General features: G+C 64.3%; 11 protein-coding genes. 3 read left to right on the top strand and 8 right to left on the bottom strand.

The features are described from left to right. Together M2337_RS16810 and M2337_RS16805 are read right to left on the bottom strand one after the other, a co-directional pair. Positions 1-782, bottom strand: a 782-nt coding sequence (locus M2337_RS16810; protein WP_264588615.1) for a fumarylacetoacetate hydrolase family protein, incomplete at its 3' end; no start/stop codon positions are given. After that, entirely contained in the window at positions 772-1,761 is a 990-nt protein-coding gene (locus M2337_RS16805) for an MBL fold metallo-hydrolase (protein WP_264571166.1), read from the bottom strand. The genes M2337_RS16805 and M2337_RS16810, both read right to left, overlap by 11 nt. A gap of 97 nt (positions 1,762-1,858) precedes the next feature. On the opposite strand from M2337_RS16805, the gene M2337_RS16800 reads away from it, so the two are divergent. Continuing rightward, entirely contained in the window at positions 1,859-2,494 is a 636-nt protein-coding gene (locus M2337_RS16800) for a TetR/AcrR family transcriptional regulator (protein ID WP_264571165.1), read from the top strand. On the opposite strand, the gene M2337_RS16795 is transcribed toward M2337_RS16800, so the two are convergent. The 6 genes from M2337_RS16795 to M2337_RS16770 form a co-directional block, all read right to left on the bottom strand. After that, positions 2,491-3,444, bottom strand: coding sequence for a fumarylacetoacetate hydrolase family protein (locus M2337_RS16795; RefSeq protein ID WP_264571164.1), 954 nt, complete (start codon positions 3,442-3,444; stop codon positions 2,491-2,493). The genes M2337_RS16800 and M2337_RS16795 overlap by 4 nt on opposite strands. After that, a complete protein-coding gene (locus M2337_RS16790; RefSeq protein ID WP_264571163.1) occupies positions 3,444-4,559 on the bottom strand; it encodes an FAD-dependent oxidoreductase in 1,116 nt (371 codons plus the stop codon). Before M2337_RS16790 ends, M2337_RS16795 begins: the two co-directional genes overlap by 1 nt. A 16-nt stretch (positions 4,560-4,575) precedes the next feature. Next, positions 4,576-5,481, bottom strand: a complete 906-nt coding sequence (locus tag M2337_RS16785) for a VOC family protein (RefSeq protein ID WP_264571162.1) — start codon at positions 5,479-5,481, stop codon at positions 4,576-4,578. 30 nt (positions 5,482-5,511) lie between these two features. Further along, positions 5,512-7,956, bottom strand: coding sequence for a TonB-dependent receptor (locus M2337_RS16780; RefSeq protein WP_264571161.1), 2,445 nt, complete (start codon positions 7,954-7,956; stop codon positions 5,512-5,514). A gap of 215 nt (positions 7,957-8,171) precedes the next feature. After that, positions 8,172-8,504, bottom strand: a complete 333-nt coding sequence (locus M2337_RS16775) for an entericidin EcnAB (RefSeq protein ID WP_181560475.1) — start codon at positions 8,502-8,504, stop codon at positions 8,172-8,174. Between the two features lie 78 nt (positions 8,505-8,582). After that, positions 8,583-8,771, bottom strand: a complete 189-nt coding sequence (locus M2337_RS16770) for a Thivi_2564 family membrane protein (protein WP_181560474.1) — start codon at positions 8,769-8,771, stop codon at positions 8,583-8,585. Positions 8,772-9,055: 284 nt separating this feature from the next. Between M2337_RS16770 and ileS the strand changes: the two genes are divergently transcribed. Both ileS and lspA read left to right on the top strand, forming a co-directional pair. Continuing rightward, positions 9,056-12,082, top strand: coding sequence for an isoleucine--tRNA ligase (gene ileS / locus M2337_RS16765; RefSeq protein WP_264571160.1), 3,027 nt, complete (start codon positions 9,056-9,058; stop codon positions 12,080-12,082). Continuing rightward, positions 12,079-12,597 carry a signal peptidase II gene (gene lspA, locus M2337_RS16760; protein ID WP_264571159.1) on the top strand — a complete coding sequence of 173 codons (519 nt, stop codon included), beginning with the start codon at positions 12,079-12,081 and terminating at the stop codon, positions 12,595-12,597. Before ileS ends, lspA begins: the two co-directional genes overlap by 4 nt.

The raw sequence follows: 12,597 nt of genomic DNA, 5'->3' as shown, positions 1-12,597 counted from the left end.
AGGAAGCTCTTGCCCAGATGCGGCCCCAGAATGGATTCGAAGAACTGGATGCCGCGCGCCGACCAGTCATTGACGAGACAGCAGCCGAACATGAGGTCTTCCGCCTGTGCCACACTAATGCGCTGCCCGAGCGGATTGCCGCCGCGCAGCCACACGCCGAACTCCAGCTCGAAGTCGAGCATCGGCTCCGGCGCGAACTGGACGTTGCCGCTGCCGGGCGGGGCTTCAAACTGGCCCTGCGGCCGGACGACCGGCGTGCCATCTTCGCGCACGGAGCTGGCGCGTCCGTTATAGGCAACCGGCAGCGAGAGCGCGGCCAGCGGTGGCGCCTTCTGCGCCATCCGCGCGATATGATCGTAGGATGTGCAGAAATCGGTAAAAGCCGTGGGCTTGAGCGGCATCAGCAGTTCCGCTTCGGCCTGCGGGACCAGCATGGCTTCGAGTTGCTGCCGGTCGCCCAGCCCATCGGCGCGGAACAGGTCGGAGAGGCGGGCCCGCAAGGCGCTGATCGAGGCCGGGCTGGCGGCCAACAGGGGCGCGAGCGATGGGCCGCCCATGGCCGCCGCAGCCTCTGCCGCGTCGCCATCCAGCAGCGCGGCGGCGTGGAGCTGGGGTACATCGATAATGTACGCACCCAGCGCCACACCGCCGCGCGCCACCCCCCGGTGACGGAACAGGCCAAAGGGCAGATTCTGGATCGGGAAATCGCTGTCAGCCGCGTTTGCGCTTTCGACCCAGCTCTTGCGATGCGGGTCGTGCGTCGCGTTGATCTCAATGGGCATGGTCGCACCCTTCTGCATGGCTTTGCATTTCATGATGGTAGCGGCCCATCGCGCCGAACAGATCGCGGTGCTGCTCCGGCGTGAACTGGGCGCCCCACTGCTTGTAGAGCGAGAAGACGTTGGCAACGATCCGCTCGGGGTCGCTCCAGCCGCGGAATTCCTGCATGTTGATGTCGCGCGCGGCGTCCTCGTAGGAGAGGCCAGCCTCGAACCGCTTGCGCGATTCATCGCGGACATATTCGAAATAGGCCTTGATGTTGCGGACGGCTTGCGTGTCCGTGATCGGACCATGGCCCGGCACCACCACCTGCGGATCGAGATCGACGATATACTGGCAGGCGGCGATCCAGTTCTCGACCGGGCCGGCCCACATGATCGGATGCCCCTCGTTGAACAGCAGGTCGCCGGTGAACACCACGCGATCCTGTGGCACCCACACGATCGTGTCCGAATCGGTGTGCGCCGGGCCGAGGTCGATCAGCGAGACCGCCTTGGAGCCGACCGTGAGATCGAGCCGCCCGTCGAAGGTGCGGTTCGGCAGCGTCAGCTCATCCACGCCGGAGAAATCGAACTTGCGGCCCATGGTTTCATAGAGAAACGCGCCGGTATCGCCCATCTCGGTGTAGACGTCCTTGAGGTTGGCGAGCATCTTCGGGTTGAAGCCGGTCATTTCCTTCCTGGCTTCGGTCGTGCCGATGATCTCGGCATCCGCCACCAATCCGTTGCCGAAGAAATGGTCCGGGTTGGCGTGGGTATTGACCAGCCGGTCGATCTTCGCGGCCTCGGGCACCTTGGCCCTGAACTGGTCCAGCATTTCGCGCGTCAGCGGCACGCTCATCAGCGTATCCACCAGCAGCGTCTCGCTGTCGCTGGCAATCAGGCCCGCATTGGACCAGCCCCATGTGCCATCCGGCTGAACATAGCCGTAAAGGCCGTTGCCGATGTCATGAATGCCTTGGGTGAAAGGCCAGTTGGCCATCATGCTCTCCTGTCGATATCCGTCAAAGCTTAGCGATTGCGCGCGGTCCAGCAATTCCTATTTGCAGGAATATATTTTTCGCGCCAAGCGTAAGGGCATGGGTGAAGCGAAAAAGCCGCGCAAACGGGGGCAGGGCCGGCCGGCCGAAAATGGGGTCGGGCGCGAGGTCGTACTGCAAACGGCGGAACGGCTTGTGAAGGAGCATCCGCCCGAGCGCATCTCGATTGCGATGATCGCGCGGGAAGCGGGCGTGGACCCGGCGCTGGTGCGCTATTACTTCAAGGACCGCAGTAACCTGCTGCTGGCGGTTGCGACCTCGATGATGGACCGGGTGCCCTATAGCGCCCGCGATCCGCGCCCGGCGCATGAAGTGGTGGAAGACAATATTCGCCGCACGGCGCGGTTCACCCGCTCCAACCGGCATATCCACCGGCTGATGGTCGACGAGTTGGCCGACGCGAAATCGTCCGACGTGGGCGAGCGCCTCGGTGACATGAACCGCGAGGCTGTCGCCTGGCTGGGCGAGGTGCTCGCGCGGGACTCCAGTTCGATCAGGGACGTCGATCCCGCCCTGCTTCACGTCGCGGTCCTCGGACTGTTCGACTTCTTTGCGACTGCCGAGCCGGTGGTCAGGCAGCTCTTCCCGGCAGATATCGCTGCCGAGGAGCTGATCAGCCGATATGAGGAATTCGTCGTCGACCTGCTGATGAACGGCCTGCGGCCCCGCACCTAGCTGGCGCCTTCCGCCACGCAGCGGTTGCGCTGGGTGCCGAGGCCAGTGATCATGCCTTCCATCTCGTCGTCCGGCTGCAGAAACACGCCAAAGGCGGAGCCATTGCCATAAGGCGAGCCGGTGCAGATCACGTCGCCCGGCATCAACTCCACGCGATCGGAGAGATAGGCGATCTGCCGCTCGATGCTGACCATCATGTCGCGTGTCGACTCGTTCTGATAGACCTTGCCGTTGACCGACAGGGTGATCGTCAGATCATAGGGATCGGCGACATACTGCCGGGGCACGATCATCGGGCCGAAGGGCAGGAAGGTCGGGAAGCATTTGCCCGAGAGCCAGTCCGCGCCCAGCCCGCCGGCATCGCGGCGAAAAATCTGCTCGCGCGCGGTGACGTCGTTCACCACCACGAAGCCGGCGACATGGTCCATCGCCTGCGCGGCGGAGACGTGGCGGGCCGGCTTGCCGATCACCACGCCCAGTTCCAGTTCCCAGTCCGGCTTGATCACGTTGCGCGGCAGCACCACGGCGTCGCGCGGACCGACCACGCAGGAGGGCAGCTTGATGAAGCAATAGGGTTCCGCCTGCGCGCGGGCGTCCATCATCTCCTCGACTTTGCGGCGGCGCTCGTCGTCGCTCATCGCCTCGGCATGGGCCGTGCGCATCGAGGGGTCGCCCATGACAAGGCCGACGACATGCTTCTTGTAGTTGGCGCCGGTGCAGAACACCTGCCCGGGGCGATAGGGCGCCCGCACATCGGCCTCGGCAAAGCTCTGCGCACCGGCAAAGGCCGCCTCGTCAGCGGCCCAGCGCTCGATCTGCGGCAGGATCTCGTCCCACGCCGCCAGAAGGCCGGGCAGGTCGCGCTGCTCGCCCCAATGGGCCAGCGGGACGAAGCGATCGTCGCGGACGAGCACGGCAGCCGTGCCCACTGTCGCCAAACCAACCGTCATCAATAGGGCTCCTTGAGTTTCTGCATCGTTCCGCCGAGCATCTTGTTGGCATCCACCTGATTGCCGCCGGCCATCTCGATCTCGCCGATCCGCACCGAGTTTTCTACCACCATCCGCGCGCGCTCGAACCGGCGCAGGCCAAAGGCGGTCAGTGCGGCTTCGACATCGTCGGTCTTCGCCAGCTCATCGGCGAGTACGAGGCCATCCTCGGCAGCGAGGCCGGCGCCCGAGGCCATATGCGGCGTGGTGGCATGGGCGGCATCGCCGATCACCACCACGCGCCCCTTGTGCCAGGGCAGGGGCAGGAGCTGCCATTCGAGCGGGCGGTAATTGACCAGCGAGTCTTCGCCGAGGCTTTCCCGGATTTTGACGATGTCGCCGCCATAGGGCGCGAGCAGCTCGGCGACGCGTGGCAGCATGTCCTCATCGGCATACCAGGGATTGTCCGGCACATGCTCGAGGATGAATGCGTAGAGCTTGTCTTGTGAGATCGGATTGAGGCCGAGCTTGACCGGGCCGCCGATGTACATTTCGGCGCCGTTGAGACCCTCGGGGCGGTCGGCGACGATACGCCAGCAGCCCTGTCCGGTGAACTGCGGAGCCGGGGCATCGGGGAACAGGGTCTTGCGCGTCTTGGACTGGATGCCATCGGCCGCGACGACCAGATCGACGGTGCGCTCCGTGCCATCGGACAGGGCGACGGTCACCCCGTCCCCGCTTTCCCTGAACCCGCGCGGCTCGACGCCCAGCGTCACGGTGACATCGGCCTTGCGAACATGCTTCTGCAAGATGGCATGAAGCACCGGGCGCATGATGCCGCCGCTCGAATCGATGGGAGCGAGCCCGGCATGGCGCGGCGTTTCCATCACCACCGCGCCGTCGGGCGTGCGCAGGCGAAAGCCGGTGCCGACAAAGCCCTGCTCGCGGATTTCATCCAGAATGCCGAGGTCATCGAACGCCCGCAAGGACAGCCCGGTAACGCTGATGCCAGCGCCATAAGCGCGCCATTGCGGGTCGATATCGATCAATTCCACGGCGACGCCGCGTTTGGCGAGAGACAGGCTCGCGCTCATGCCACCGACGCCGCCGCCGACGACCAATGCTGTACGGATCATGCTGTAAGCGCCTTTCTTAGGCCGGAACCTGCCACAGGCCCTTGTCGGGCTGCATTTCGGCATGGGGCACATTGCCGGTGATGATGCGACCGGTGCCCCATTGATCGATGGTGTTTGGCCCTGGCTCATAATGCGTGACCTGCCAGCTGTCCTCGTTCACTTCCTCAAGGTCGGAAGTGTACTCGACGGCATTGCCGTTGGGCGTGACGAAGTAGCTGAAGGTGTTGTTGCCCGCAGTGTGCCGCCCCGGCCCCCAGCTCAGCTTGATACCGCTCTCATGCATCCGTGCGAGGCCGCGCATCAGCTCGTCCACCGAACTCACGTCGAACGCGATGTGGTTGAGTGCCGGCGGTCCGGGGAGGATCGCGAGGCGGTGGTGCGCCGAGTTGCAGCGCAGGAAGACCATGAACTTGCCGATCCAGTCGGACAGGCGGAAGCCCAGCGCCTTCTGGTAGAAGTCTGCGAGCGCGACATGGTCGGGCGAGTGGAACACCACATGGCTGATACCGATGGGGATGGCCTCGCCCTTGTCGAGCTTGCGGAACTCACGCGGGGTGCTGTCGCAGATCACTTCCATCGCCCGCCCGTCCGGATCGAAGAAGCGGAAGGCGAAGCCCCCGGCCGGGCCGCTGGCCGGAGCGGGCTCGCTGATGATCTTTGCGCCGGATGCCTTCACCTGTTCGAAGATCGCCAGCACGTCCTCCTTGGAGGCGGCGGAGAAGCCGACGAGATCAGTCTTCTTCTCCGCGTCTTCCCGCAGCACGATCACATAGGGGTGGGGCATGCCTTCGGCGGCGAAGTAGACGCGGCCGTCCTGCTCCGCGACCTCAATCAGCCCCCAGGTCTTGCCGTAGAACTCGCGTTCCTTGGCAAGGTCCGGCACGGCCATGGCGACATAATGAAGATCGGTAACGCTAACCATGCATAACTCCCTGGATGAGCCTGACCTTGCTCAGAACTTGCCGCCGACACGCAGACCGTAGGTCCGGGGCTGTTCTGCGCTGGCCGTGACCAGCGAGGCCGATGTGATGTTGCCCGTAATGAGGCGCTGATTGTTCTCGATATTGTTGATGTACGCCGTGACGAAGACCCGGTCATCCTCCGTTGCGAGCGTTAGCGACGCATAGCTCACGAACGCCGCTTCCGACCGGAGATAGGGCAGATAGTCCGCCGTAGAATAGCTCGATCCACGATAGCGCGTCCCGCCCTGCAGCACAGCCTTGTATGTGCCGAGCGGAATGGTCTGCTGCGCGTCGAGATTGAACGACCATTTAGGCGAGTTGAACGCCTGGTTGCCGGAGCAATCGATGCGGAACACGTTGATTGTGCCGCCCGGCGTCACCTGCTGCTGGGGCGTCGAGGCGCAGGTGGTGTTGGCCGGTAGGCCCTGGTTCGGCGCGAAGTAGACGAAGCTGTCATATTTCGTGTCGAGATACTGCACATTCGCCGAGAGCAGGGTGTTCGGCGTGGCCATGAATTCCACGTCGAGATCCAGCCCCTTGATCGTGCTGTTGCCGATGTTGCGCGTCAGGAACACGGTCGAGGGCGGCGTGCCGAGGTCATAGCCGAACTGGCTGAACTGCTGGTCCTTGTACTTCCACAGGAAGCCCTCGAGGTTTACCTGCAGGCGGTTGTCGAGGAACCGGTTCTTGGTGCCGATGGTATAGGCGTCGATCGTTTCCGGACGATAGGTCTCAAGGCCGCGTGCGAAGTTGAAGCCGCCGGCATGGTAGCCCGTCTCGAAGCTGGCATAGACCATATTGCGCGGCGAGAAATCATATTGCGCAGCCAGGCGATAAGTGAACTTGTTGTTGGTCAGGCCGGAATTGATCGGAATTTGCGAGCGCAGGACAAAAGGTGCGGTCTGAGAACCGCCGGCGATCGGCGGCAGCGCAAAGAGCGGAACCGGCGTGATCGGGATGCCGCGCTGGCCATAGAAGGCCTGCAAATCGGCTTCCGTCTCTGCCAACGGGATGAACGGCAGGGTGGGGCAGATATCCTGCGGCGGCGCGGGATTGCCGCAGAACAGGATGTAGACATTCGAGGTGCCGTCGAACCGCTTCTTGTCCGAGGTGTAACGCGCGCCGGCCGTCAGGCTCAGCTGTTCGACAGGGCGCACGGTGAGCTTGCCGAAGCCGGCCCAGCTTTCCGTTTTCGTCCGGAAGTTCTGATAGGGCGAGAGGCTCTGCTGGTTGTAGCGGGCGACTGCTGCGATTTCCTCGTCGAAGTACATCGCGCCGATCAGATAATCGACTGACGGGCCGAAGTCGCCGGTCCAGCGGGCTTCGACGCTGGTCTGCTTGTCCTTTTCCTTGGTGTAACCCTGCCGGAACACGCCGTTGAAGGCATATTCGAGGTCCGCCTCGCGATAGGCGGGCTGGACCGTCAGCGTGCCGGCGGGCGTGGTGTAGTTCAGCTCGGCGGTTATGCCCCAATAGTCATTGTCGTTGAACGGCACGCCATCCACGACCGCGCCGGCCCGGCCGACCTGCGTGAAGAAGCGCGGCGCCAGATAGGCGTTGGAGGCCGGATCGAGCAGGCCCTGTTGGGTCGAGAAGTTGCTGGGCACGAACTGATATCCCGAGGGGCCGTTCGGGCCGAAGGTCGGGTTGACCGCGCCCAGATAATAGCCGCTGCTGCTCGCGCCGCCCTGGTGGGCATAATCGGCTGCGACACGAAGGGAGAGGTCCGGTGTGGGCTCGGCATAGATCTGCAGCCGACCGCCATGCTCGCGCTGGTTGCCGGTGCCGTCGGTCTGGAAGGCATCGTGGCTGGAGAATGTGCCGGCGGCACGCAGGGCGACAGTTTCGCCGAGCGGCACGTTCAGGGCTGCCTGGCCCGTGAACCAGTTATAATTGCCATAACCCAGGGTCGCGCTGCCGGATGTCTCGCCCAGCTTGGGCCGATTGGGGATGACATTGATGGCGCCTGCGGTTGCGTTGCGCCCATAGAGCGTGCCCTGCGGCCCCTTGAGCACTTCGACGCGCTGCAGATCGTAGAACACGCCGGAGGTCGAGGTGGGACGACCGATGTAGACGCCGTCATAGTTGAACGAGATCGCCGGATCCGAATAGGCATTGACGGTGGAGTTGCCCACGCCGCGCACGAAGAACACCGTCGTCGGCCCGCCACCGCCGGATGCGGAGAGGGACGGGGAGATGCGGGAGAGATCTTCCGCGCGGACCACATTCTGGCGGGTCAGCTCCTCGGGGCGAATCACATCGACGGCGAGGGGGGTGCGCTGGCTGTTCTCTTCCACGCGCTGGGCGGTGACGATGATGTCGACCAGGCCGCCATCATTGGTCGTATCGGCCGGCGAAACCGCGGCGTCCTGTGCGGCGACGGCGGTGGGGATGAAGGCGGCGCACGCGACGGTGCACAACAACAAAGCTCTCATGTTCACTCTCCCAAGACGGCTCTCAGTGACCGTTAATTCCTGATGTACGGAATTATGGATCGCCTGACAAGCGGTCTTCTAAGAGCGCGTCGATCATCTTGATAAAGAATGAGAATGTGGGCTGTGCTGCCCAGACGCAAAAAGGGCGGCCCGTAAACCGAGCCGCCCTTCTGTGACGTGCGGGGAGCAGCGCCGGGAGGCGCTACCCCTCAGATTTAGTCGCGAATCGCGCGTCCGGTGTTTTCCAGCGCGGCGCCCGTGCGGTCGGCTGCGGCATCGGCACCACGGCTGATGTCGTCGCCCACGCGATCCGCCGCAGCGCCGGCTTCGCGCGCGCCCTGCTGGATGTCGTCGCCGATCCGGTCTGCGGCGGCGCCGGCCTCGCGGCTCGCCTCGCGAGATTCCTGCGCGGCATGGTCACCGGCATGCTCGACATCGTTGCCGACGGCATCGGCCGCTTCGCTGGTTTCCTGCTGCGCCTTCTCACTGCAGGCTGCGATGGGCAGCGAGATGAGGGCCAGGCTGGCGAGAGTGGCGGGAAGTTTCATGGATAACCTCGTTCGATTGCTGCACGGCGGACTTGCGCGCCGCTGAAATGGGGATTTGATAGGGCTGATCGGCGTCGGCTAGTTGACGTGGACGCCGCCGAGCGAGCCGAGCACGCCAAAGGCCTGCAGCAGCCAGAGCACCACCGCGATCACCACGACGATGTTGAGGATGCTTTTGATCTTGCCGTCCATCGGAATGTACGTGTTGATAAGCCACAGCAACACGCCGACGACGATCAAGATGATGATGATGTTGAGAAGCGACATGCAACCCTCCCGGTCTTTTTAAACGGCTGGACGACAGCGATCTCCCAGGCTGTGTCCCGCGCGCGCATCGCAGATGCTGCTCAAAGGAACGTCCGGCCCGGCGTGTAGTTCCACGGCGGGCGGCGGTGTGCCGTTGCCGGCGCCGGTGGAGCCGCCCGTCGCTTGCGCCAGCGCGCGCCCTCGCGTAGGGGCGGGCGCTGATTTCCTGTTCGTCTGCGCAGGGCAGCCAGGGGCGGACGCCGCGCCTCGCCCGATGCGGACGCCATAGCGATTGCCGGAAGCCCATGACCGACCAGCCAAGCCAGAAGAGCGAAGACTTCAAGAGCACCGTCTTCCTGCCGCAGACCGACTTCCCGATGAAGGCCGGTCTCGCCCAGAAGGAGCCGGGCATTCTCGCGCGCTGGCAGGCGCAGGATCTCTACGGCAAGCTGCGCGCGGAGCGGAAGGGCCGCACCCGCTTCATTCTCCATGATGGCCCGCCTTATGCGAATGGCGACATTCACATGGGCCATGCGATGAACAAGGTGTTGAAGGACATCATCGTGCGCAGCCAGAGCCTGCTCGGCAAGGATGCGCCCTATGTGCCCGGCTGGGATTGCCATGGTCTCCCCATCGAGTGGAAGATCGAGGAGGAATATCGCAAGAAGAAGCTGAACAAGGACGAGGTTCCCCCCCAGGAATTCCGCGCCCAGTGCCGCGCTTATGCGGACAAATGGGTGGGCGTGCAGAAGGAGCAGTTCAAGCGCCTCGGCATCATGGGCGATTGGGAAGACCCCTATCTCACTATGAAGTTCGAGGCCGAGGCGGCGATTGTCGGCGAGCTTTTGAAGTTCGCCGAGAGCGGCCAGCTCTATCGCGGCGCCAAGCCGGTGATGTGGTCGCCGGTCGAAAAGACCGCGCTGGCTGAGGCCGAGGTGGAATATGAGGATGTCACCTCGACGCAGATCGATCTGGCGTTCGAGATTGTTGAGGCGCCGAATGCGCCCGATCTGGTCGGCGCGCATGCGGTGATCTGGACCACGACTCCGTGGACGATCCCTGTGAACCAGGCGATCGCTTATGGGGAGGACATTGAGTACTCGATGCTCCACATAAACCGGGTCGATCCTGCGCTCGGATCACATTGGGGCCGCGTTTCCCATCTTCTTGTTGCGACGCTTTTGATCGAGCAGGTCGCGGCACGGATCGGCTTGACCTCCCACGATATTGTCTGGAGCGGAAAAGGCTCGCAGCTCGCCGGCGCCATCGCGCGCCACCCGATGGCCAATCTCCTTCGTCATCCCCGCGAAAGCGGGGATCCCGCTTCTTCTTCAACCGGCGCCGAAGGCAGCTGGACCCCGGATCAAGTCCGGGGTGACGGGGGTGCTGGAAGTGGCAAGGTCGGTTTCTTCGACCGTCCCCGCCCGTTCATCGCCGCCGATCATGTTACCACCGATGCCGGCACCGGCCTCGTTCACATGGCGCCGGATCATGGCGAGGAAGATTTCATCGCCTGCAAGGCGGTCGGCATCGATCCCGTGTTCGCCGTCACCGATGATGGCCGCTACCGTGACGACTGGGCGTGGCTCGGTGGGCAGGGCAGTGTCATCAATACGAAGTTCAACGGTCCCGATGGCCCGATCCTGACCGATCTGCGTGAGGCCGGGGCGCTGCTGTCCGCCGGTGATTTCCAGCATAGCTACCCGCATAGCTGGCGCTCCAAGGCGCGGATCATCTATCGCTGCACGCCGCAGTGGTTCATTCCGATGGACAAGGCGAGCACGGCGTCCGACGTCGAGATCGCGCCGCTCGCTGGCATTGGTGCGGGCATCGCGCTGGGCGTCAACGCCGCTGCGCCGCTCAGCAACGGCCCGACGCTGCGCGAAGTGGCGCTCGATGCCATCGAGGCGACGCGCTGGGTGCCGGCCCGCTCACGCAACCGCATCCACGCCATGGTCAGCGACCGCCCGGACTGGGTGATCTCGCGCCAGCGCGCCTGGGGCGTGCCCATTGCGCTCTATGTGAACCGCCAGACCGGCCAGTATCTCAACGATCCCGCCGTCAATGCCCGCATTGTCGAGGCGTTCAAGCAGGGCGGGGCGGATGCATGGTTCGGCGCGGATCATCAGGCGCTGCTCGGCCCGGACTATGCGCTGGCGGACTATGAGGTCGTCAACGACATTCTCGACGTGTGGTTCGACAGCGGCTCGACTCACGCCTTCGTGGTCGAGGCGCGCTATGGCGAGGGTGCCCGCGCCGACCTGTATCTCGAAGGCTCGGACCAGCATCGCGGCTGGTTCCAGTCCTCGCTGCTGGAAAGCTGCGGTACGCGCGGCCATGCGCCTTATGGCGCGGTGCTCACCCATGGCTTCGCGCTGGACGGGCAGGGCCGCAAGATGTCCAAGAGCCTGGGTAACACCGTCGATCCGCTCAAGGTGATGGACGAGAGCGGCGCGGACATCTTGCGCATGTGGGCGGCCTCCACCGATTATTTCGACGATGTGCGCATCGGCAAGGAAGTGCTCGCGGGCGCGTCCGATGCCTATCGCAAGCTGCGCAACACCTTCCGCTATCTGCTGGGCGCGCTGGCCGGGTTCGAGAAGGCGGATCGGGTGGCGGTGTCCGCCATGCCGGAGCTGGAGCGCTATATGCTCCATCGCCTCGCCGAGCTGGACGCGGAGCTGCGCGCGGTGGTCGACAAGGGCGAGGAGCGGGACATCTGGCTGGAGTTCGGCCGCTATACCCGCGCGCTCAACGACTTCGCCAATAATGATCTGTCGGCCTTCTTCTTCGATATCCGCAAGGATTGCCTCTATTGCGATGTGAACCCGGCGACGGGCGCGGAGACGGACAAGCGCCGCGCTTATCGCACGGTGCTGGACCATCTCTTCCACGCGCTGGTGCGCTATGCCGCGCCGATCATCCCCTTCACGGCCGAGGAAGTCTGGCAGGCGCGCTATCCGAGCGAGGATGGCTCGGTGCATCTGCTCGAATGGCCCGAGGTGGACCGGCTGTGGCGCGATCCGTCGCTCGGCGTGCGCTGGGCGGCGATCCGTTCATCGCGCGATCAGGTGAACGAGGCCATTGAACCGCTCCGGCGCGAGAAGGTCGTGCGCTCCAGCCTCGCGGCGGATGTGCGGATGGCCGATGTGCCCGAGGACGTGGATTTTGCGGAGATGTGCATCGTGGCCAGCGTGACGCAGGATGCCGATCTGGCCGCCCCGGCGATTACCGCGACGGACAAGCATAAATGCGGCCGCTGCTGGCGCCATCTGCCCGAGGTGGACGCGGATGGCGACCTGTGCGGGCGCTGCGCGGAGGTGCTCGCATGAGCGCGGCGCTTGCCGGGGCCTGGCGCAAGGCGGCGGTGGCGCTTGCGCTCGGCGTCACGGCGCTTGACCAGCTCGTCAAATATTTCGTCACGCAGGTGCTGGAACTGCACGAGCGCGGCCTTGTCGGCATCGAGCTGATTCCGTTCTTCAAGCTGACCTATGCCGAGAATCGCGGCATTTCGATGGGCTTTTTCCACGCCGAGACGGATGTGATGCGCTGGGCGCTGGTCGCCATGACCATGGCTGTCTCTGCCTTCGTGCTCTGGTGGATCTGGCGTGAGAAGGAGCGCGACGATGCGCTGGCGCTCGGCCTGGTGCTGGGCGGCGCCATCGGCAACATCATCGACCGGGTGCGCCTAGGCTACGTCATCGACTATGCCGATTTCCACATTGGCGAGTGGCGGCCGTTCCTCATTTTCAACCTTGCCGATGCCGCAATCAGTATCGGCGTCGTCATCCTGCTTGCACGCGCGCTGCTGCTGCGCGAAAAGACCGCAGCGAAGGAGTCCCGTTAA

The sequence above is a fragment of the Sphingobium sp. B2D3A genome, from assembly GCF_025961795.1.
Taxonomy (GTDB): domain Bacteria; phylum Pseudomonadota; class Alphaproteobacteria; order Sphingomonadales; family Sphingomonadaceae; genus Sphingobium.
Note: the sequence above shows the minus strand (reverse complement) of the source record. Positions and strands in the feature narration are given on the sequence as shown.

What these genes read in the sequence shown, in the direction of transcription:
- M2337_RS16805 (WP_264571166.1), bottom strand. Translation starts at nt 1,761, where the DNA reads ATGGCCAACTGGCCTTTCACCCAAGGCATTCATGACATCGGCAACGGC.
- M2337_RS16800 (WP_264571165.1), top strand. Translation starts at nt 1,859, where the DNA reads ATGGGTGAAGCGAAAAAGCCGCGCAAACGGGGGCAGGGCCGGCCGGCC.
- M2337_RS16795 (WP_264571164.1), bottom strand. Translation starts at nt 3,444, where the DNA reads ATGACGGTTGGTTTGGCGACAGTGGGCACGGCTGCCGTGCTCGTCCGC.
- M2337_RS16790 (WP_264571163.1), bottom strand. Translation starts at nt 4,559, where the DNA reads ATGATCCGTACAGCATTGGTCGTCGGCGGCGGCGTCGGTGGCATGAGC.
- M2337_RS16785 (WP_264571162.1), bottom strand. Translation starts at nt 5,481, where the DNA reads ATGGTTAGCGTTACCGATCTTCATTATGTCGCCATGGCCGTGCCGGAC.
- M2337_RS16780 (WP_264571161.1), bottom strand. Translation starts at nt 7,956, where the DNA reads ATGAGAGCTTTGTTGTTGTGCACCGTCGCGTGCGCCGCCTTCATCCCC.
- M2337_RS16775 (WP_181560475.1), bottom strand. Translation starts at nt 8,504, where the DNA reads ATGAAACTTCCCGCCACTCTCGCCAGCCTGGCCCTCATCTCGCTGCCC.
- M2337_RS16770 (WP_181560474.1), bottom strand. Translation starts at nt 8,771, where the DNA reads ATGTCGCTTCTCAACATCATCATCATCTTGATCGTCGTCGGCGTGTTG.
- ileS (WP_264571160.1), top strand. Translation starts at nt 9,056, where the DNA reads ATGACCGACCAGCCAAGCCAGAAGAGCGAAGACTTCAAGAGCACCGTC.
- lspA (WP_264571159.1), top strand. Translation starts at nt 12,079, where the DNA reads ATGAGCGCGGCGCTTGCCGGGGCCTGGCGCAAGGCGGCGGTGGCGCTT.